Below are 19,921 nucleotides of genomic sequence, written 5' to 3'. Positions count from 1 at the left end.
CGGTACTCCTTTGTCCGGCTCGCACGGTGGTGCGTCTGTGGGTGGTGCGGTCTCGGCGCGCGGTGTGCCGCGCCCCGCAGGGGCATCCTTTCACGCCCTCCCTCGCCGGTACCATTGCACAGGCCGTCCCGGCGGGGCCGGAATCAGCGGCGGCGGGCGGGTGTTGACGAGTCGGGGTGGCGCGCCTGCCTGCCTCGTCATCACCTCACGAAGGACGACAGCCGTGACGACTGCCGCTGAGCGCAAGACCGCCGACTTCTGGTTCGACCCGGCCTGCCCGTGGGCGTGGATGACGTCCCGCTGGCTGATCGAGGTGCAGCAGCTGCGTCCGGTGGACGTGAACTGGCACGTGATGAGCCTGTCGGTGCTGAACGAGGACCGCGACCTCCCGGAGAACTACCGCGAGCTGCTGGACAACGCCTGGGGCGCGGTGCGGGTGTGCATAGCGGCCGCCCAGGAGCACGGTGACGAGGTGCTGGGCCGGCTCTACACCGAGCTGGGCCTGCGCTTCCACAACCAGGGCCTGCCGCAGAACCGGGAGACGGTCGAGGCGGCGCTGGTGGCCGCCGGGCTTCCCGTGGGGCTGGCGGACGCGGCCGACACGGACGCGTACGACGAGGCCCTGCGCGCCTCGCACAAGGAGGGCATCACCCTGGTCGGCGAGGACGTCGGCACCCCGGTGATCGCGGTGGAGGGCGCGGACGGCGAGCGGGTCGCCTTCTTCGGCCCGGTGGTCACCCCGGCCCCGAAGGGCGAGGCCGCGGCCCGGCTCTGGGACGGCACCCTGCTGGTGGCCTCCACCCCGGGCTTCTACGAGATCAAGCGGACCCGTACGGCGGGCCCGTCGTTCGAGTAGCGCGGGGCGCGCGAAGGGCCCGGTACCGCAGCAGGCGGTACCGGGCCCTCGTGGGTGCCGGGGTCAGCGGGCGGCGGCCGCGTCCCGCCGCTGCTTGACCAGGCCGGTGGCGCTCAGCAGCGCGACCAGCACCCCGGCCGCGTACAGCTGCTGCCGGTTGCCCTCGGTGGTGGTCATCAGGGCGAGGATGCCGGTCACGGCGGCCATCGCGATCCAGGTCAGGTACGGGTAGCCCCACATCTTCACGGTGAGCAGTTCGGGCGCCTCGCGCTCCAGCCGGCGGCGCATCCGCAGCTGGACCAGGCAGATGAACAGCCAGACGACCAGGATGGCCACGCCGGTGGTGTTCATCAGCCAGGTGAAGACGGTCTCCGGCCAGAACTTGGCGGCCAGCACGGCGCCGAAGCCGAACAGGCAGGAGGCCAGCACGGCCCGGCGCGGCACCCCGCCGGAGACCTTGGCCAGCGCCCGGGGGCCCTGGCCGCGGCCGACCAGCGAGTACGCCATCCGGGAGGCGCCGTAGATGTTGGCGTTCATCGCGGAGAGCAGCGCGATCAGCACCACCACCTCCATGATCGTCCCGGCGCCGGTCACCCCGAGGTGCCGCAGCACGGTGACGTACGGGCCGTCGGCGACCACCGCCGGGTCCTTCCAGGAGACCAGGGTGACGACCAGGGCCATCGAGCCGATGTAGAAGATCGCGATCCGCCACACCGCCGTGCGCACCGCGTTGGCGACGTTCTTGCGGGGGTCGTCGGACTCGGCGGCGGCGATGGTGACGGTCTCCAGCCCGCCGTAGGCGAAGACCGAGGCGAGCAGGCCGACGATCAGCCCGCTGACCCCGGTGGGCAGGAAGCCGCCCTGGCCGGTCAGGTTGGTCGCGCCGGGGGCGCCGGGGCCGATCACCCCGGCGATGCCGAGCCCGCCGAGGACCAGGAAGGCGAGGATCGCGGCGACCTTGATGGCGGCGAACCAGAACTCGAACTCGCCGAAGTTCTTCACCGCGGTCAGGTTGCTGGCGCAGAAGAAGACCATGAACAGGCCGACCCAGACCCAGGAGGAGACGCCCGGCACCCAGCCGTTGACGATCTTCCCGGCGGCGGTGGCCTCGGCGGCGACGCCGCAGCACAGCATCACCCAGTACATCCAGCCGGCCGTGATCCCGGCCCAGGGGCCGATCTCCTTCTCGGCGTGCACCGAGAACGATCCGGAGGCGGGGCGGGCGGCCGACATCTCCCCGAGCATCCGCATGATCAGCATGACCAGCAGGCCGGAGAGGGTGAACGCCAGGATGATCGCCGGACCGGCGGCCGCGATGCCGGCGCCGGAGCCGACGAACAGGCCCGCGCCGATCACCCCGCCCAGCGCGATCATCGACAGGTGGCGCTGCTTGAGGCCGTGCGCGAGCTGCTGGCCGGTGGCCGGGGCACCGTCGGCGTCGGTGGTCCCGGACGCCTTGGGCGCGGAGGTGGGGGCCATAGGGCTGGATCCAGACTGTGCGGAATGCGGCATGAGCTGTCCAATATCCGGCGACACCTCTGTTCATGCCAAGAACTGGGACCCCGGGCCCACCATGCGGACCACGCGGTGACCAAGCGGGTGCGGCCGGTGACGCAGCGTCGATATGGGCCGGAATGGGCCGGTTCCGACAACGGTCGGGGGCGGGGCTTTGTCCGAAACCGTGGCGGTGGCGTAGTGGATCACCGCGTAGGTTCACAGGTGTTCACTCACCTGAGCACCCCACAGGAGACCCCCGATGGCCACTGCCACCACCCCGATACCGCGCCGCGCCGTCCTCGCCGACCTGCTGCCCGCCGCCACCACCCGCCTCGGCGCCCAGGCCCGCGACCTGGCCCTGGTGGCCGGCGGCGCCGCCCTGACCGGCGTGGCCGCCCAGCTGTCGGTGAACATCCCCGGCTCGCCGGTGCCCGTCACCGGCCAGACCTTCGCCGCCCTGCTGGTCGGCACCGCGCTCGGCGCCCGCCGCGGCATCGCCTCGCTCGCCCTCTACCTGCTGGCCGGCCTGGCGGGGATGCCCTGGTTCGCCGAGGGCACCTCCGGCTGGACGATGCCCTCGCTCGGCTACGTGCTCGGCTTCGTCCTGGCGGCCGGCCTGACCGGCGAGCTGGCCCGCCGCGGCGCCGACCGGAGCCCGGTGAACACCGCCGTCACCATGGTCCTCGGCAGCCTCGCCATCTACGCGGTCGGCGTCCCGTACCTGGCCCTGTCGCTGCACGTCCCGCTCGCCCGGGCGGCCGAGCTCGGCCTCTACCCGTACCTGGTCGGCGACGCCCTGAAGGCCGTCCTCGCCGCCGGGGCCCTGCCGCTGGTCTGGAAGCTCGCCGCGAAGCGGTGAGCCCCCTGCCGGGCCCGGGCGCACGCGCATGCCACACTCATGGCATGCGCGTGTACCTGGGCTCAGACCATGCCGGATACGAACTGAAGAACCACCTCGTGGAGTGGCTCAAGGAGGCCGGCCACGAGCCGGTCGACTGCGGGCCGCACATCTACGACGCCGAGGACGACTACCCGCCGTTCTGCCTGCGCGCCGCCGAGCGCACCGCCGCCGACCCGGAGGCGCTGGGCGTCGTCATCGGCGGCTCGGGCAACGGTGAGGCGATCGCCGCCAACAAGGTCAAGGGCGTGCGGGCGGCGCTGGCCTGGAGCGAGCAGACCGCCGGGCTCGGCCGCGAGCACAACAACGCCAACGTGATCTCCGTCGGCGGCCGCATGCACACGCTGGAGGAGGCCACCAAGTTCGTCGAGGTCTTCCTCAACACCCCCTACAGCGGCGAGCCGCGGCACACCCGCCGGATCGAGATGCTGAGCGAGTACGAGACCACCGGCGAGCTCCCGCCGATCCCGGCCCACCACCCGCAGGGCTGATCCCTCCCCCCGTCCACCCTCCGTCGGCCGGCCGCACGCTCCACGCGGCCGGCCGCCGCCGTTCCCGGGCCCGTACGGCTGTGTCATCGGCCACAGGGCCGGGCGCGCCGGCGCCGGTACGCGCGGGGCGCGTGCGCCGCCCGCGTGGTTCGTACGCCCAACCGGCGCACGCCTCCTGACGCCGCGCCCGCCGTCGCGGCAATCGGCCGAAACCGGCTGACGGGCCCGCGCCACGGCACACCCGCTCGCGTCCGGCCCGTCGACGCCGGGCGGTGCCCGTGGATAGGGTCGGGCCCCATGGCTGGCAGACCGCCGGGCGCACCGCCCCAGACGACTGCGACGAGGCCCGGCGCCGCCACGGCGTCCGGACCCGTGACGGCCCGGTTGCGCAGGAGGCTCCGCCGGGTCCGCCGAAGGCTGCGCACGGCCGGTGTCGACTACTTCCGCGGCGGCGCCGCCGACTGGCCGGTGCTCTGCGCGCTCGCCCTGCTCGTCCCGCTGCTGATCCTGCTCAACATCTGGGCCCCCGCCTGGGCCCCGCCCACCGCGCTGGTCCTGCCGATCCTGGCCGGCGCGCTGCTGCTGCGCCCCGGCAGCCTGGTGGTGCTGTACGCGCTGGCGGCGCTCGGCCTGTCCGCCGAGTCGGTGATCCACACCGGCCAGCGGGTGGCCAGCGAGAACCCCGAGGCCTACATCTACGGCGTCACCCCGGGCGCGGCCCTGGTGGTCGGCGCCGCCGGGGTGGGCGGCCTGCTGCTGGCCCAGTTCCGGGCCAGGGTCGGCGTGCCCTGGTGGGGCGGCTCGACCATGCTGTTCGACCTGCGCGAGCGGCTGCGGGTGCAGAGCCGGGTGCCGGAGCTGCCGGACGGCTGGCACGCCGACATGGCGCTGCGCCCGGCCGGCGGGCAGTCCTTCTCCGGGGACTTCGTGGTCGCCGCCCGCACCGGCCCGGGCCAGCGGCTGCTGGAGGTGGTCCTCGCGGACGTCTCCGGTAAGGGCATGGACGCCGGCTCCCGCGCGCTGCTGCTCTCCGGCGCCTTCGGCGGCCTGGTGGGCTCGCTGCCCGCGCACGACTTCCTGCCCGCCGCCAACGGCTACCTGCTGCGCCAGTCCTGGGAGGAGGGCTTCGCGACCGCCGTCCACCTGGTGCTGGACCTGGACACCGGCGAGTACGAGCTGCTGTCGGCCGGGCACCTGCCGGGGATGCAGCGGCTGGCGGGCGCCGGGCGCTGGGAGGTCAAGGAGGCCGAGGGCCCGCTGCTCGGGATCTACGACGGTGCGAAGTTCGACGGCGTGCGCGGCCGGCTGAACCGCGGCGACGTGCTGATGCTGTGCACCGACGGCATGGTCGAGGAGCCGGGCCGGGACCTCTCCGAGGGGATGGACCGGCTGATGGGGGAGGCGGACCGGCTGGTGCCCGGCAGCGGTCCGGGCGCGGGGGCCGGTGCGGCGTCCGCGCTGATCGAGACGGTGGCCCGGGACATCAACGACGACCGCGCGGTCCTGCTGCTCTGGCGCGACTGACGCCCCTTCGGCCCGGCCGTCCGTCACCGGACGGACCGGCACATGCCGCGGGCACGTGCTGTCAAGCCGGGCAGCCGATCTTCGGCCAAATCGGCCGCCCCGTCGGCTGACCGGACCTGCGGCTTCCGTTACCCGCCCCCGGCCGCCTTCCGGCCGCTCAGCGCCGCCCCGGCGACGATTCGTCAGAACGGCTCCGCTATCGTCCCGGTCGGCGGAAACTCGTCTCGCATCGCAGGATATCGGCGTTGGGCTGACTGTCAGACCTTTACGCAATCGGCACGGTCGACCACACTGAGTCCGGGCGGGACTGTTCAGGATTCGGGGGATGGGGGGCGTCACGTGCGGCACGGCAGACAACGTTCGACCGCGCCGGGCTCCCTCGCCGGTGGTGTGCCGGTCGATCCGCGATTCCGCCTCGGGACCGTCGGACAGGCCGGGGTCCGGCTTCGCAGGTGCCGCCGGGCGGCGGCACCACGCTATGAAACGAGGAAGTGAGTCCGGGTGGCACTCTCCGTCTCCGCGCTGGTCCTGTTCGCAATCCTGTGCATCATCTTCATCCGCAACAAGCAGCTGAAGATCGCGCACGGCATCATCGCCGCCCTGTTCGGCTTCATGCTGCACGAGACCACGGTCGCGGGCTCGATCAACTCCCTGCTGGCGAACCTCGCCCACAGCATCTCGGGCATCACCGGCGGCTGACCCGGCCGGGCCGTCCGCGAGCCCCGCGAGGGGATCACCGGCCGGCCCGTCTGGCCTCCCGCCAGCGGGCGAACAGCCCCCGGGGGCGGGCCGCCGCCCGGGCGGGGGCGCGCATCGGCGCGGGTGCCGCGGCACCCGCCGCGGCGGCCTGCCCCGACGCCGTCGGCTCGGCCGTCAACAGCACGAACAGCCGCGCCCAGCACAGCCGTTCGCCCCGCGGCCAGTCCATCGCGCGCAGCGCCGCCGACGCGGCCTCCGACACCTCGCCGTCGACCCGGACCTCGGCGACGTCGTCGCCCGCCTTCCCGCCCAGGAAGAGCTTCACCCCGACCGGCCCCGGCCCGGCCAGCTGCGGCCGCAGCGCGGGCGCGAGCGCGGGCAGCACCCGGTGCTCGGCGAGCCAGCCCGCCAGGTGCTCGTTGCCGAAGCCGAAGACCGCCGCCGGCCCCTGGACGGCGTGCCAGCCGGGGAGTTCCGCGTGGTCCGCGTGGTCGGCGTGCACGCCGCGCCCGTCCGTCAGCTCGGCCAGCACCGAGGCGGTGGTGGTCGCCCACATCTTCACCGCGTTGGCGAGCTTCTCCTCCTCGGTCTTGCCGAGGCCGGCCGCGCAGTCCCACACCACCGGGGCGTCCGCCCGGCCCAGGTGCAGCACGTAGCCGAGGTCGACGTGGCCGGCGCCGTCGTCCCCGGGGTGCTCGCGCACCGCCACCGCCGTCGTCCCCGGGCCGCGCACCACCTCGCCGTCGGCGGTGAACTCCTGTCCGAGGCGTGCCATCTCCCGGACGACACAGCGCTGTATGACGGCCAGCCGCTCCTGGGGACGCACCGGGACTCCTCCACCTCGGAGCGCGGCGGGTGAGCTCCCGCTCGAACTGCGCTCGAACGCCGCCGAGGCTATCGGCCCGGCAGCCAGGCGGGAAACCGTCCGGCCTCCCCGGTTCTCCGGTCGCGGAAATGTCTGGAATGCACCAGTTTGGGAAGCGGAACCGCCCTGTGGCCGCCGGCCGGGGCCCTGCCGCCCGCCTGGAGAGCCCGCATGACCCGCGCCACCACGCCCCCTCCGCTGCCCCTGACGGCTCCTCCGGCGCCCCTTCCGCCCCTCCTGGCGGGCCCGGACGGCTCCGGCCTGGCCGCCGAGATCGAGGCCTACCTCGCCTCGCTGCCCGCTCCCGCGCGCCACCCGGTGCCGTACGTCTGCCCCCACGGCACCGCCGTGCGGCCGTGGTCCGCCGGCCACCCGGCGCCCCGGGCCACCCTGCTCGACCGGGCGCTGCGCCGACCGCCCCGCCCGGTGCCGGTCAGCGCCGCCGACCACCTGCGGCTCGCCTCCCGCTACATCGGCGCCCACGGCTGGCTGCAGGGCGCGATGTGGGACGCGGGCGGCCGGGTCTGCCTGCTCGGCGCCCAGGCCGCCGTCCTCGCGCACGGCTACGGCACCCCGGCCACCGTGCGCACCGCCCGGGTCCAGCTGATGGAGGTGCTGCACGCGACCGGCCGCCCGGCGCGCTCCCCGGACGAGTACAACGACCGCCCCGCCACCCGGGAGTCCGACGTCCACCGGCTGCTCGACCGGGCCGCCGCCCGGGCCGCCCGGCTCGGACTCTGAACCGGCCCTCGCGGGGCCGGGAGGGCCGCCCGGAAACGCCGACGGCCCCGGTGCGTGGAGACGCACCGGGGCCGGGCCGATGAGCGGGCGACGAGAATCGAACTCGCGTGACTAGTTTGGAAGACTAGGGCTCTACCATTGAGCTACGCCCGCGCGATCCCCCGGTCGTTGCCGGCCGGAAGTTCGGGGGACAGCGTACCTGGTCCGGCCGCTTCCGTGCACACCGGATTCCGCGCGCGCTCCCTCGGACCGCCCCCGAATATGTCGGCGAGCCGCCAGGGCCCGACGTGTACGCTTCCTCTCGGCACCACGGGGTGTGGCGCAGTTTGGTAGCGCGTCCGCTTTGGGAGCGGAAGGCCGTCGGTTCGAATCCGGTCACCCCGACAGTGCGGCAGGGTCTCGTCCACCGTGGCGGGGCCCTGTTCTGTTCGGGCCCGACGGTGGCGCCTGGCGTCCGCCTTTCGTGGTACCGGTAGGATGGGGCGCTGGCGGTAGTCCCTGCGGTCTCAACCCAGGTCAACCGCACGAGGGCGAGGAGTCACTCTCACCGTCCACCCCCCCACGGGAGATGCAGCTCCAACCCTTCATCGCCCGTCTCGCCCGACCCACTCGCACGGCTTCGGCCGGCGGCCGGGAACGGCGGAGGCAACCTGACCGCAAGCCCATAGGAGACCTAACCGTGAAGAGCGCCGTCGAGACTCTGAACCCGACCCGGGTTCGACTCACCGTCGAGGTGCCCTTCGAGGAGCTCAAGCCCAGCCTCGACGCGGCGTACAAGAAGATCAACCAGCAGGTCACGGTTCCGGGCTTCCGCAAGGGCAAGATCCCGGCTCGCGTCATCGACCAGCGTTTCGGCCGCGGTGCCGTGCTGGAGGAGGCCGTCAACGACGCCCTGCCGCGCTTCTACACGCAGGCCGTCGACGAGGGCAAGATCGAGGTCCTCGGCCAGCCCGACATCACCAACATCGAGGGTGTCGAGAAGATCGCCGATGGCGGTGACCTGAAGTTCACCGCCGAGGTGGACATCCGTCCGGAGATCACCCTTCCGGACTTCGCCTCCATCGAGGTGACCGTCGACCCGATCGTCGTCTCCGACGAGGACATCGAGAAGTCCCTGGAGCAGCTGCGCGAGCGCTTCTCCTCGGTCAAGGACGTCGAGCGCGCCGCGGCCGCCGGCGACATCGTGGTCGTGGACCTGATCGCCAAGGTCGACGGTGAGGTGCCGGAGGACGGCACCGCCAACGGCGTCAGCTACGAGATCGGCTCGGGCCGCCTGATCGACGGCATCGACGACGCCGTGACCGGCCTGGAGGCCGGTGGCACCGCCACCTTCTCCACCGAGCTCAAGGGTGGCACCCAGGCGGGCCAGACCTCCGAGGTCACCGTCACCGTCACCGCCGTCCAGGAGAAGGAGCTGCCCGAGCTGGACGACGAGTTCGCCCAGCTGGCCAGCGAGTTCGACACCCTGGAGGCCCTGCGCGACGACTCCCGCAAGCGCCTGGAGCGCATGAAGGAGTACGACCAGGCCACCCAGGCCCAGGAGAAGGTGCTGGACGCCCTGCTCGGCCTGGTCGAGATCGAGTTCCCGGAGAAGCTCCTCAAGGACGAGGTCGAGACCCGCAAGCACAACCTGGAGCACCACCAGCTCCAGCCGATGGGCCTCGACATCGACAGCTACCTGGAGACCCAGGGCAAGACCCGCGAGGAGTGGGACGCCGAGATCGAGGAGCAGGCGAAGAAGGGCATCAAGACCCAGTTCGTCCTGGACCAGATCGTCGCCGACGAAGAGCTGGGTGTTAACCAGGAGGAGCTGACCGAGCACCTCATCCGCCGCGCCGCCGGCTCGGGTCTCACCCCGGACCAGTTCGCGCAGCAGGTCGTCCAGGGTGGCCAGGTGCCGCTGCTGGTCGGCGAGGTCGCCCGCGGCAAGGCGCTGGCCACCGTGGTCGAGGCCGCCAAGGTCGTCGACACCGAGGGCAACGAGGTCAACTTCGACGACGAGGACGAGACGGCCGAGACCGTCGAGGCCCCCGCCGCCGAGGAGACCGCCGCCGAGGAGAAGACCGAGGCCTGAGTGCCCCGGTAACCCCTGAGGTCTGCGACGGGCCCGGACGCCGTACGGTGTCCGGGCCCGTCGTCGTCCCCCGGGGCGGGCCCGACCCTGCGCTCACAGCGAACAGTTCTGCGTGAGGGATTCTGCGGCCCGGCCTGCGCGTTAGGGTCCTTGGACAGCACCAATCACACCGTGATACCCGGAAGCTGTGCGACACCGTGACGGCCGTGGAGCGACCGTCCAAATCGACTGAGCAGGTGGCTAAGTGACGTTCCCGCAGATGCAGATGCCTGGCCCGATGGCGCCGCACGCCGCCTCTGGTGACGTGCTCGGCGGCCTGGGCGACCAGGTGTACAACCGGCTGCTCAACGAGCGGATCATCTTCCTCGGCCAGCAGGTCGACGACGACATCGCCAACAAGATCACCGCCCAGCTGCTGCTGCTGGCCGCGGACCCGGAAAAGGACATCTTCCTTTACATCAACTCCCCGGGCGGTTCGATCTCGGCGGGCATGGCGATCTACGACACCATGCAGTACATCAAGAACGACGTCGTCACCATCGCGATGGGCATGGCGGCCTCGATGGGCCAGTTCCTGCTGACCGCCGGCGCCAAGGGCAAGCGCTTCTCGCTGCCGAACGCCAACATCCTGATGCACCAGCCCTCCGCCGGCCTCGGCGGCTCCGCCACCGACATCCGCATCCAGGCCGAGCAGCTGCTGCGCACCAAGAAGCGGATGTCCGAGCTGATCGCCTTCCACAGCGGCCAGTCCTTCGAGCAGATCACCAGGGACTCCGACCGCGACCGTTGGTTCACGCCGGAGGAGGCCCTGGAGTACGGCCTGATCGACGCGATCATGCACAGCGCCGCGGACGTCCCCGGCGGCGGCGGCACGGGCGCCTGAGCCTCGGCCCGGCCCACGAGACCACAGCCACAACGCCCCGGAGGACAAGAACCCCCATGAACATCCCCAGCCTGTCGGCCGCCCAGGCCCGCGTCGAGGACATGCGCGCCGAGGGTCGCTACATCGTCCCGCGCTTCGTCGAGCGCACCACGCAGGGCATCCGCGAGTACGACCCGTACGCCAAGCTGTTCGAGGAGCGCATCATCTTCCTCGGCTCGCAGGTCGACGACGTCTCGGCGAACGACATCATGGCGCAGCTGCTGTGCCTGGAGTCGATGGACCCGGACCGCGAGATCCAGATGTACATCAACTCGCCCGGCGGCTCGTTCACGGCCCTGACGGCCATCTACGACACCATGCAGTACGTGAAGCCGGACATCACCACGGTCTGCATGGGCCAGGCGGCCTCCGCCGCTGCCGTGCTGCTCGCCGCCGGCACCCCCGGCAAGCGGATGGCGCTGCCGAACGCCCGCATCCTGATCCACCAGCCGTACACCGAGACGGGCCGCGGCCAGGTGTCCGACCTGGAGATCCAGGCCAAGGAGATCTTCCGGATGCGCGAGCAGCTGGAGCAGATGCTCTCCAAGCACTCCAACAAGCCGGTGGAGCAGGTGCGCGAGGACATCGAGCGCGACAAGATCCTCACCGCCGAGGAGGCCCTGGAGTACGGCCTCGTCGACCAGATCATCTCCACCCGCAAGACCTCGCTGACCTCCTGAGGCCGGCACCCTCCGAGGCGGGGCGCGCATCCTGCGTGCGCGCCCCGCTCCGGTTCGTCGGCGGCCTCCGCAACGGCATCTGTTCGGTATCAATTCGCCCAGGGCGTAGGGCAGACCCGGCGAAGAGGACGGAATCAGGGGCCCGGCAGAGTACCGTCGGATAGCGAGACCGATCGCCGTCGGCGTTGACGGTCCACAGCACCAGGCCCCGGAACCCCTGCGGGGCCCCTGGCGAAGGGGAAGCACCTCGTGGCACGCATCGGAGACGGTGGCGACCTGCTCAAGTGCTCGTTCTGCGGCAAGTCGCAGAAGCAGGTGAAGAAGCTGATCGCCGGCCCAGGCGTGTACATCTGCGACGAGTGCATCGACCTGTGCAACGAGATCATCGAGGAGGAACTCGCCGAGACCTCCGAGGTGCGCTTCGAGGAGCTGCCGAAGCCGCGGGAGATCTACGAGTTCCTGGACCAGTACGTGGTCGGCCAGGACCTCGCCAAGAAGGCGCTGTCGGTGGCGGTCTACAACCACTACAAGCGCGTCCAGGCCGGCGAGGCGGGCCGCAGCGGCGGCAACGGCCGCGAGGACGCCATCGAGCTGGCCAAGTCCAACATCCTGCTGCTGGGCCCCACCGGCTCCGGCAAGACGCTGCTGGCGCAGACCCTGGCCCGGATGCTCAACGTGCCGTTCGCGATCGCGGACGCCACCGCGCTGACCGAGGCCGGGTACGTCGGCGAGGACGTCGAGAACATCCTGCTCAAGCTGATCCAGGCGGCCGACTACGACGTCAAGAAGGCCGAGACCGGGATCATCTACATCGACGAGATCGACAAGGTCGCGCGCAAGAGCGAGAACCCGTCGATCACCCGGGACGTCTCCGGCGAGGGCGTGCAGCAGGCGCTGCTGAAGATCCTGGAGGGCACCACCGCCTCGGTGCCGCCGCAGGGCGGGCGCAAGCACCCGCACCAGGAGTTCATCCAGATCGACACCACCAACGTGCTGTTCATCGTCGGCGGCGCGTTCGCCGGCCTGGAGCGGATCATCGAGGGCCGGGCCGGCGCCAAGGGCATCGGCTTCGGCGCCAACATCCGCTCCAAGCGGGAGTCGGACGCCAGCGACCACTTCCGCCAGGTGATGCCCGAGGACCTGGTGAAGTTCGGCATGATCCCCGAGTTCATCGGCCGGCTGCCGGTGATCACCAGCGTGCACAACCTGGACCGCGAGGCGCTCCTGCAGATCCTCACCGAGCCGAAGAACGCGCTGGTCAAGCAGTACCGCAAGCTCTTCGAACTGGACGGCGTGGAGCTGGAGTTCTCCCGGGACGCGCTGGAGGCGATCGCCGACCAGGCGATCCTGCGCGGCACCGGCGCGCGCGGCCTGCGGGCCATCATGGAGGAGGTGCTGATGTCCGTGATGTACGAGGTGCCCTCGCGTCAGGACGTCGCCCGCGTGGTGGTCACCGGGGACGTGGTCTCCAAGCACGCCATCCCCACCCTCGTCCCGCGCGACATGATCAAGCGCGAGCGGCGCGAGAAGAGCGCCTGACCCGCGCCCGCCGCATCCGAAAGGGCCCCGCACCGACCGGTGCGGGGCCCTTCGGCGTCTCCCGGTGCCCGGAGGGTCACCGGCGGTTCCCGGCGGACTACTTGGGGACCTCGGCGACCGCGCGCAGGTCGCGGGTGTCGGCGGCGAGCTTGTCCAGGTCCGGCTTGGCGCTCGGGTCGGCCACCGTCATGACCATCACCAGGCCGCTGCTGTCGGCCCAGGAGCAGATGCCCATCATGGTCCCGGCCTCGTTCTCGCCGCCGGTGACCACGGCGCACTCCATCGCGCCGCCCTTGGGGCCGGCGTCCACCATGCGCCGGTCGTTGAGCTTGCGGCCGGTGGAGGCCATGCCCTGGAACGCCTGGTCCAGTTCCTGCTTCGGCGCCAGGACCTTGCCGTAGCCGCCGAACACGACCAGCTGCGGCTCCGACTGCGCGTTCTGGTAGAGGGCGCCCACCCCGGTGGGGTTCCAGTTGCCGTCGCCCTTGCCGAAGCTGGAGGTGAGCCCCTTCTCCAGGGTGTCGGCGACCTGGGGGTCGTCGCTCTGGCGCAGGTCCTTGAACGTGGCGGGCAGGACGATCTTCTGGGTGCCCGCGTTGCTGGCGACGTCGTAGACGAAGTAGGCGAGCGTGCCGCCGCCCAGCAGCACGAAGGCGCCGACGACGCCGAGCACGGTCCAGAGCGTCTTGCGGGACTTGCGCGGCGGCGGCACCGGCGGGTAGGCGCCGTACCCCGGGTAGGCACCGGGGTAGGCACCCGGCTCGCCGACCGGCGGGTAGCCGGGCGGCGGGCTCTGCGGCGGGATGCCGCCGTAGCCCGGCGGGGCCGGCGGGGGCGGCGGTGCGTCGTGTCCCGGCTGCGGCGGGGGGCCGTAGGGGTTCTGCTCGGTCACGCGAGGCCTCTCTGATGGCGATGCCCGGGTGCCGCCCGGCGCGGCCGGCGGCGGCGGGGACGTGGTGGTGACGTGTGGTGACGTGTGGTGGCGCGGCGGGGCGGTGCCCGGGTTACCTGGCGACGACCATGGCGTCGCGGATCGCCCGGGTCCGGTCCGCGGCCTGGGCCGGGGTGAGGCCCTGGACGCCGCCGGTCAGGCTGATCTTGCTGAAGGTGATCCGGCCGGTGGTGGACTTGTCCGCCCACACGCAGACCGTGGGCCCGGCCTTGCCCGCGATGACGCCGGCCACGCCGCAGGCGAGCTTCGCCGAGGAGCTGTGGCCGTCCTGCGCCGGGAAGTCCGTCAGCGGCGTGGACCAGGTCAGCCCGCCGGTGTCCTTCCTCGAGTCGTCGATGATCTGGCCGGGGTCGTTGAGGTCCCCGTAGACGCCGACCACGGAGAGCGTGTCGAGCGCGTCGGAGCCCTTGCTGTAGCTGGCCGCCAGCACGGTGAGGTTCTTGCCGAACTTCGCCGCCTCGGGCTTGGCCGGGTCGACGGTCTCCTCCTTGGCCGACTTCTGGGTGTAGCCGTCCGGCAGCGACTGCGGCGCGGAGATCTTGTACCGGCCGCCCTGGTCGTCGCCGAGGAGCTTCCACGCGGCGAAGCCGCTGCCGCCCAGCACCAGCGCGCCCACGACCAGGCCGACCACCAGGCCGGTCCGGCCCTTCTTCGGCGGCGGCGGGTAGCCCGGCTGGCCGTACGGGGCCTGCGGCGGGTAGCCGTACGGGGGCTGCGGGGCGCCGTACGGCTGCTGCGGGGCACCGTAGGGCGGCTGGGGAGCGCCGTAGGGCTGGCCGTCCTGCGGCGGGTAGCCGTACTGGGGCGGCTGCGGCGGGGCGCCGTAGGGCGGCGGTGGCTGCGGCGGGCCGTACGGGGGCTGGCCCCCGTACGGCTGAGGCTGTCCCTGCGGTTGTCCCTGCGGATACTGCTGGCCCTGGCCGTACATCTGCGTCCGTGCTCCCCCGCCGCACCCGCGGCCTGTCGTCGTGTCGTCCCGGGGCCCGTGCGGACACCGGACGAGTGCCCGGGAACGGTACCGTACGGTGTCCGCCACCGAGCCGATCGGGCGGGTCGCGTCCGCGCGGGGAAAGCGGTTCGTAACACGTGCCCGCGGTTACGTAAACTGTGCGTCGTGACCGACACGACGAACCAGCACCCCGTGAGCACCTTTGCCGGGGACGAAGCAGCAACTCTCCCGACGACCTACACCCCCGCGGACGTAGAGGGCGAGCTGTACGAGCGCTGGGTAGAGCGTGGCTACTTCACCGCGGACGCCAAGAGCGACAAGCCCCCGTTCACCATCGTCATCCCCCCGCCGAACGTGACCGGCAGCCTGCACCTGGGCCACGCCTTCGAGCACACGCTGATCGACGCGCTGGTCCGCCGCAAGCGGATGCAGGGCTACGAGGCGCTGTGGCAGCCCGGGATGGACCACGCCGGCATCGCCACCCAGAACGTGGTCGAGCGCGAGCTCGCCAAGGAGGGCAAGTCCCGCCACGACCTGGGCCGGGAGGCCTTCGTCGAGCGCGTCTGGAAGTGGAAGGCGGAGTCCGGCGGCCAGATCTCCGGCCAGATGCGCCGCCTGGGCGACGGCGTGGACTGGTCCCGCGAGCGGTTCACCATGGACGAGGGCCTGTCCCAGGCCGTCCAGACCATCTTCAAGAAGCTCTTCGACGACGAGCTGATCTACCGGGCCGAGCGCATCATCAACTGGTGCCCGCGCTGCCTGACCGCCATCTCGGACATCGAGGTGGAGTACCAGGACGACGACGGCGAGCTGGTCTCGATCCGCTACGGCGAGGGCGACGCCTCGATCGTCGTCGCCACCACCCGCGCCGAGACGATGCTGGGCGACACCGCGGTCGCCGTCCACCCGGACGACGAGCGCTACCGCCACCTGGTCGGCACCGAGATCGAGCTGCCGTTGACCGGCCGTCGGATCCCCGTGGTCGCCGACGCCCACGTCGACCCGGAGTTCGGCACCGGCGCCGTCAAGGTGACGCCCGCGCACGACCCGAACGACTTCGAGATCGGCCAGCGGCACGGCCTGCCCTCGGTCGCCGTCATGGACGAGCACGCGGTCATCACCGTGCACGGCCCGTTCCTCGGCCTGGACCGGCTGGAGGCCCGCTCGGCGATCGTCGCCGCGCTGCGCGCCGACGGCCGGATCGTCGCCGAGAAGCGCCCGTACGTCCACTCGGTCGGCCACTGCTCGCGCTGCAAGACCACCATCGAGCCGCGGCTGTCCATGCAGTGGTGGGTCAAGGTCGGCCCGCTCGCGAAGGCCGCCGGCGACGCGGTCCGCGACGGCAAGGTCAAGATCCACCCGCAGGAGATGGAGAAGCGCTACTTCGACTGGGTCGACAACCTGCACGACTGGTGCATCTCGCGCCAGCTGTGGTGGGGCCACCGCATCCCGGTCTGGTACGGCCCGAACGGCGAGGTCGTCTGCGTCGGCCCGGACGAGCAGCCGCCCACCGGCGAGGGCTGGCACCAGGACAACGACGTCCTGGACACCTGGTTCTCCTCCGGACTGTGGCCGTTCTCCACGCTCGGCTGGCCGGAGCAGACCGAGAGCCTGGCGAAGTTCTACCCGAACTCCGTCCTGGTCACCGGCTACGACATCCTGTTCTTCTGGGTCGCCCGGATGATGATGTTCGGCCTCTACGCGATGGACGGCACCCCGCCGTTCCACACCATCGCGCTGCACGGCATGGTCCGTGACCAGAACGGCAAGAAGATGTCGAAGTCCTTCGGCAACGTGGTCAACCCGCTGGACTGGATGGACAAGTACGGTTCGGACGCGCTGCGCTTCACGCTGGCGCGCGGTGCCAACCCGGGCGTCGACGTGCCGATCGGCGAGGACTGGGTCCAGGCGGCCCGCAACTTCGCCAACAAGATCTGGAACGCCACCCGCTTCGCGCTGATGAACGGCGCCACCGTCGAGGGCCCGCTGCCCGCGCCGGAGGAGCTGACCGCGACCGACCGCTGGATCCTGTCGCGCCTGAACAGCACCGTCGCCGAGGTGGACGGGCTGTACGAGGACTACCAGTTCTCCAAGCTGTCCGAGGCGCTGTACCACTTCGCCTGGGACGAGGTCTTCGACTGGTACGTCGAGCTCTCCAAGACCACCCTGGCCAAGGGCGGCCCGCAGGCCGACGCCGCGCGCCGGGTGCTCGGCGAGGTCCTGGACGTCACGCTGCGGCTGCTGCACCCGATCGTGCCCTTCGTCACCGACACCCTGTGGACCACGCTCACCGGTGCCGAGTCGCTGGTCATCGCCGACTGGCCGACGGACAGCGGCTACCGCGACGCCGAGGCCGAGGCCGAGATCGCCACGCTGCAGCAGGTGGTCACCGAGGTCCGCCGGTTCCGCTCGGACCAGGGCCTCAAGCCGGGCCAGCGCGTCCCGGCGGAGCTGGAGCTGGACGGCACCGTGCTGGCCGTCCACGAGGACGCGATCCGCTCGCTGCTGCGGCTGACCGTCCCCGAGGAGGGCTTCGCGGCCACCGCCTCGCTCCCGGTCGCCGGCGCCACCGTCGCGCTCGACCTCTCCGGCACCATCGACGTCGCGGCGGAGCGCAAGCGCCTCGCCAAGGACCTCGCGGCCGCCGAGAAGGAGAAGGCGCAGACCACGGCCAAGCTCGGCAACGAGGCGTTCCTCGCCAAGGCGCCGGACGAGGTGGTCGCCAAGATCCGGGGCCGCCAGGAGGCCGCCGAGGCCGACATCGCCCGGATCACCGCCCAGCTCGCGGCGCTGCCGCAGGGCTGAGTCCGAACCGGTCCGTGAGGGGCCGCACTCCGCGACGCGCGGGGTGCGGCCCCTCCGGCGTTTCCGGGCGGCTCGGCCGGGCCCGGCGGCGGTGTTCTTTTTGCTACGCCTAATAGCCCAGCAACATTGCTCCCTTCCGGCGAATATTCATCCTGGACCGGGTGAGGTCCTATTCCTTCCGAATTCATTCCGGTCTTGCCCGCGCGGGTTCGCGGAAGTTTGCAGGTCGGATGTGTACGGTGTGCACGGAGTTTCTGACGGGTGTTTCTGCTGAGCGTTCCTGCTGAGCCGACGGACGGGAGGGCATGGCGTGGTGGTGACCGAGGAATTGGCCGACGAACTTCCTGCCGAGGCGGTGGAGGAGGCCAAGGCCAGGGCGGCGACCCTGCTGCTGGCGTTCCGTCACGGCAACCAGCTCGCCTTCGACCACGAGCTGGACCTGCTCCTCGCCGAGCGCGCCGAGCGCGAGGTGACCACCCTGCTCGCCTGGATCGCCGCCGAGGCCGTCCGCAAGGCGTACGCGCCCGAGGTCGGCGACCGGGTGCTGCGGGCGATGGCCCGGCGCGCCCCGGCCGACAACGGCGCGGTCGAGGTGGACGAGGAGAGCGCGGACGCCGCCCGGTTGATCGAGGCGGTGGCCGCCGGCGAGGTGGCCGAGGTGCGCGGCCTGGTCGCCTCGACCGCAGACACCACCTTCCTGCTCGGCGGTCTTCTGCAGGGCGTCGCGATGATGCTGCCGCTGCTGCCCGAGGGCGAACTGGCCGAGATCACGGCCGAGTTGCGCCGCCGGCACGGCGGGCCCGCGGCACACGTCCCGGAGGCCCGGGCCGGGGTCTGAACCCCGGTCCGGGCCGGGGGCGTCACGGCATGGCGTGCAGGTGCGCGCCGATGGTGCCCGCGACCGGGTTGCCCGCCTTGGCGTCCCAGTTGGTCGACCAGGTCATCGCCCCGCCGATGCCCGGCCAGGTGGTGTCCGGCTTGTAGCTGCCGCAGTTGGTGCCGGCGGCCAGGCAGTCCAGCGCGTTGTCGACCACGCTCGGGCTGACGTACCCGCCGCCCGCCGCGCTGGTGGAGGCCGGCACCCCGAGCCCCACCTGGTCGGGCCGCAGCCCGCCCTTGAGCTGGATGCAGGCCAGCCCGGTGAGGAAGTCCTCGGTGCCCTGCGAGTAGACGTTGCCGTCGCAGCCGTTCATCGCACCGGAGTTGTAGTACTGCATGTTGACGATGGTGAGGATGTCCTTCACGTTCAGCGCCAGCTTGAAGTACTCCATGCCGGTCGACTGCATGTCGATGGTCTGCGGCGCCATGGTGAGGACGAACCCGCTGCCGCTCTTCGCCGCCAGCGAGTGCAGCGCCTGGCCCAGGTAGACGGAGTTGACGCCGTTCTCCAGGTCGATGTCGATCCCGTCGAAGCCGTAGCCCTGCATCAGCGCCCACGCGGTGCTCGCGAAGTTGGCCGCCGAGGTCGGGTCGCTCACCGACACCGTGCCGTTCTGCCCGCCGACCGAGAGCACCACCTTCTTGCCGGCCGCCCGCTTGGCCGCGATGTCGGCCTTGAACTGGGCGTCGGTGTAGCCGCCGAGGCGGGAGGAGAGGGCCGGGTCCAGGGTGAAGCCCAGCCCGCCCGGTGTGGTGGTGGCGTCGGCGAAGGAGACCGCGATGATGTCGTACGCGGCCGGGACGTCGCTGATCCGCTGGACGGTGGCGCCGTTGTCGAAGTTCTGCCAGTAGCCGGTCAGGATGTGCTTGGGCAGGCCGGGCGGCTTGCCGGTCGAGGTGGCGGTCGGGCTGGCGGTGCCGGTGCCCGTGGGGGAGGGGCTGCCGGTGCCGGTGGGGCTCGGGGACGTGGTGGCGGTCGGGCTCTGGGAGGGCTGCGGGCCGCCCGGGCCGATCAGCGAGACGTCGTCGGCGAGGAAGGCGGGCTGCCCGTACCAGCCGTGCAGGTAGACGGTGACGCTGGTGGTGCCAGGGCCGGTGGTGAAGCCGGTGCTCAGCTGGGCCCAGCCGGAGGAGTTCGTCCAGGTGCCGGGGTCGGTGCCGCCGGTGCCGCGGGCGCCCAGGTAGACGTACGAGCCCTGGACCCAGGAGCTCAGCGTGTACGTCGAGGAGGGCTGCACGGCGACGGTCTGGGTGCACTCGCCGGTGTCGCCCGAGCCCGGGGTGGACTGCAGGGCGTAGCGGCCGGAGTGCACGGTCGTGCTCTGGACGGCGCCGTTGCCGCAGGACCAGCCGGACAGGGTGCCGGTCTCGAAGCCGCCGTTGGTGATCAGGTCGGGGTCGGCGGCGTGGGCGCCGGTGCCGGTGGCGAGGGCGAGCCCGCTCAGGCCGAGGGCGACGGCGCAGGCCCCGGCGAGCAGGGTGTGGACGGCGCGTGGGCGCCGGTGTCGGGCAGGTGGCATGACTCCATCTCCTGTGGGGGAGGCCCGGCG

Annotated in this window: 17 protein-coding genes and 2 tRNA genes; 13 read left to right on the top strand and 6 right to left on the bottom strand. The window is 71.9% G+C overall.

Annotated elements, in window-relative coordinates:
- The first annotated feature begins 223 nt into the window (after positions 1-223).
- On the top strand, positions 224-856 hold the full coding sequence (locus tag OG556_RS11025) for a disulfide bond formation protein DsbA (protein ID WP_371516944.1): 633 nt from the start codon (positions 224-226) through the stop codon (positions 854-856).
- 63 nt (positions 857-919) lie between these two features.
- Here OG556_RS11025 and OG556_RS11020 read toward each other — a convergent pair whose 3' ends face one another.
- Positions 920-2,335 (bottom strand): amino acid permease, encoded by a 1,416-nt coding sequence (locus OG556_RS11020; protein ID WP_371516943.1) that lies wholly within the window; start codon positions 2,333-2,335, stop codon positions 920-922.
- A gap of 277 nt (positions 2,336-2,612) precedes the next feature.
- Between OG556_RS11020 and OG556_RS11015 the strand changes: the two genes are divergently transcribed.
- From OG556_RS11015 to OG556_RS11000, 4 genes are all read left to right on the top strand, one after another.
- Positions 2,613-3,212 carry a biotin transporter BioY gene (locus OG556_RS11015; protein WP_350886174.1) on the top strand — a complete coding sequence of 200 codons (600 nt, stop codon included), beginning with the start codon at positions 2,613-2,615 and terminating at the stop codon, positions 3,210-3,212.
- A gap of 44 nt (positions 3,213-3,256) precedes the next feature.
- A complete protein-coding gene (locus OG556_RS11010) occupies positions 3,257-3,742 on the top strand; it encodes a ribose-5-phosphate isomerase (RefSeq protein ID WP_371516942.1) in 486 nt (161 codons plus the stop codon).
- Between the two features lie 384 nt (positions 3,743-4,126).
- Positions 4,127-5,266 (top strand): PP2C family protein-serine/threonine phosphatase, encoded by a 1,140-nt coding sequence (locus tag OG556_RS11005; protein WP_371516941.1) that lies wholly within the window; start codon positions 4,127-4,129, stop codon positions 5,264-5,266.
- A 501-nt stretch (positions 5,267-5,767) separates the two neighbouring features.
- Positions 5,768-5,965, top strand: coding sequence for a hypothetical protein (locus OG556_RS11000; RefSeq protein ID WP_063347574.1), 198 nt, complete (start codon positions 5,768-5,770; stop codon positions 5,963-5,965).
- 34 nt (positions 5,966-5,999) lie between these two features.
- Here the strand turns inward: OG556_RS11000 and OG556_RS10995 are convergent, their stop codons facing one another.
- Positions 6,000-6,791, bottom strand: a complete 792-nt coding sequence (locus tag OG556_RS10995; protein ID WP_371516940.1) for a DUF6348 family protein — start codon at positions 6,789-6,791, stop codon at positions 6,000-6,002.
- A gap of 210 nt (positions 6,792-7,001) precedes the next feature.
- Between OG556_RS10995 and OG556_RS10990 the strand changes: the two genes are divergently transcribed.
- The gene (locus OG556_RS10990) at positions 7,002-7,571 is read left to right on the top strand and encodes a hypothetical protein (RefSeq protein WP_371516939.1); all 570 of its coding nucleotides are present in this window, start codon (positions 7,002-7,004) and stop codon (positions 7,569-7,571) included.
- Positions 7,572-7,653: 82 nt separating this feature from the next.
- Here OG556_RS10990 and OG556_RS10985 read toward each other — a convergent pair.
- Positions 7,654-7,724, bottom strand: a tRNA-Gly gene (locus tag OG556_RS10985).
- 157 nt (positions 7,725-7,881) lie between these two features.
- Here OG556_RS10985 and OG556_RS10980 point away from each other — a divergent pair.
- From OG556_RS10980 to clpX, 5 genes are all read left to right on the top strand, one after another.
- Positions 7,882-7,955: transfer RNA gene (locus OG556_RS10980), tRNA-Pro, on the top strand.
- Positions 7,956-8,250: 295 nt separating this feature from the next.
- The gene (gene tig / locus OG556_RS10975) at positions 8,251-9,645 is read left to right on the top strand and encodes a trigger factor (RefSeq protein WP_350886166.1); all 1,395 of its coding nucleotides are present in this window, start codon (positions 8,251-8,253) and stop codon (positions 9,643-9,645) included.
- A 265-nt stretch (positions 9,646-9,910) separates the two neighbouring features.
- Positions 9,911-10,528: an ATP-dependent Clp protease proteolytic subunit gene (locus OG556_RS10970; protein ID WP_360211667.1), complete on the top strand. Its 618-nt coding sequence runs from the start codon at positions 9,911-9,913 to the stop codon at positions 10,526-10,528.
- Between the two features lie 56 nt (positions 10,529-10,584).
- A complete protein-coding gene (locus tag OG556_RS10965; RefSeq protein WP_350886164.1) occupies positions 10,585-11,247 on the top strand; it encodes an ATP-dependent Clp protease proteolytic subunit in 663 nt (220 codons plus the stop codon).
- Between the two features lie 249 nt (positions 11,248-11,496).
- Positions 11,497-12,786 carry an ATP-dependent Clp protease ATP-binding subunit ClpX gene (gene clpX / locus OG556_RS10960; protein ID WP_063347569.1) on the top strand — a complete coding sequence of 430 codons (1,290 nt, stop codon included), beginning with the start codon at positions 11,497-11,499 and terminating at the stop codon, positions 12,784-12,786.
- 97 nt (positions 12,787-12,883) lie between these two features.
- Here the strand turns inward: clpX and OG556_RS10955 are convergent, their stop codons facing one another.
- Both OG556_RS10955 and OG556_RS10950 read right to left on the bottom strand, forming a co-directional pair.
- Complete coding sequence (locus OG556_RS10955; RefSeq protein WP_371516938.1) at positions 12,884-13,678, bottom strand: hypothetical protein; 795 nt, start codon at positions 13,676-13,678, stop codon at positions 12,884-12,886.
- Positions 13,679-13,790: 112 nt separating this feature from the next.
- On the bottom strand, positions 13,791-14,666 hold the full coding sequence (locus tag OG556_RS10950; protein WP_371516937.1) for a hypothetical protein: 876 nt from the start codon (positions 14,664-14,666) through the stop codon (positions 13,791-13,793).
- Positions 14,667-14,879: 213 nt separating this feature from the next.
- Here OG556_RS10950 and OG556_RS10945 point away from each other — a divergent pair, with 213 nt between their 5' ends.
- Both OG556_RS10945 and OG556_RS10940 read left to right on the top strand, forming a co-directional pair.
- On the top strand, positions 14,880-17,492 hold the full coding sequence (locus OG556_RS10945; RefSeq protein WP_371522655.1) for a valine--tRNA ligase: 2,613 nt from the start codon (positions 14,880-14,882) through the stop codon (positions 17,490-17,492).
- 316 nt (positions 17,493-17,808) lie between these two features.
- On the top strand, positions 17,809-18,330 hold the full coding sequence (locus OG556_RS10940) for a hypothetical protein (protein ID WP_371516936.1): 522 nt from the start codon (positions 17,809-17,811) through the stop codon (positions 18,328-18,330).
- A 22-nt stretch (positions 18,331-18,352) separates the two neighbouring features.
- On the opposite strand, the gene OG556_RS10935 is transcribed toward OG556_RS10940, so the two are convergent.
- Positions 18,353-19,891, bottom strand: coding sequence for a chitinase (locus OG556_RS10935; RefSeq protein WP_371516935.1), 1,539 nt, complete (start codon positions 19,889-19,891; stop codon positions 18,353-18,355).
- Positions 19,892-19,921 lie beyond the last annotated feature (30 nt).

It is taken from the genome of Kitasatospora sp. NBC_01300 (assembly GCF_041435235.1).
GTDB lineage: Bacteria > Actinomycetota > Actinomycetes > Streptomycetales > Streptomycetaceae > Kitasatospora.
This window is presented reverse-complemented; position numbering and strand designations above follow the sequence as displayed.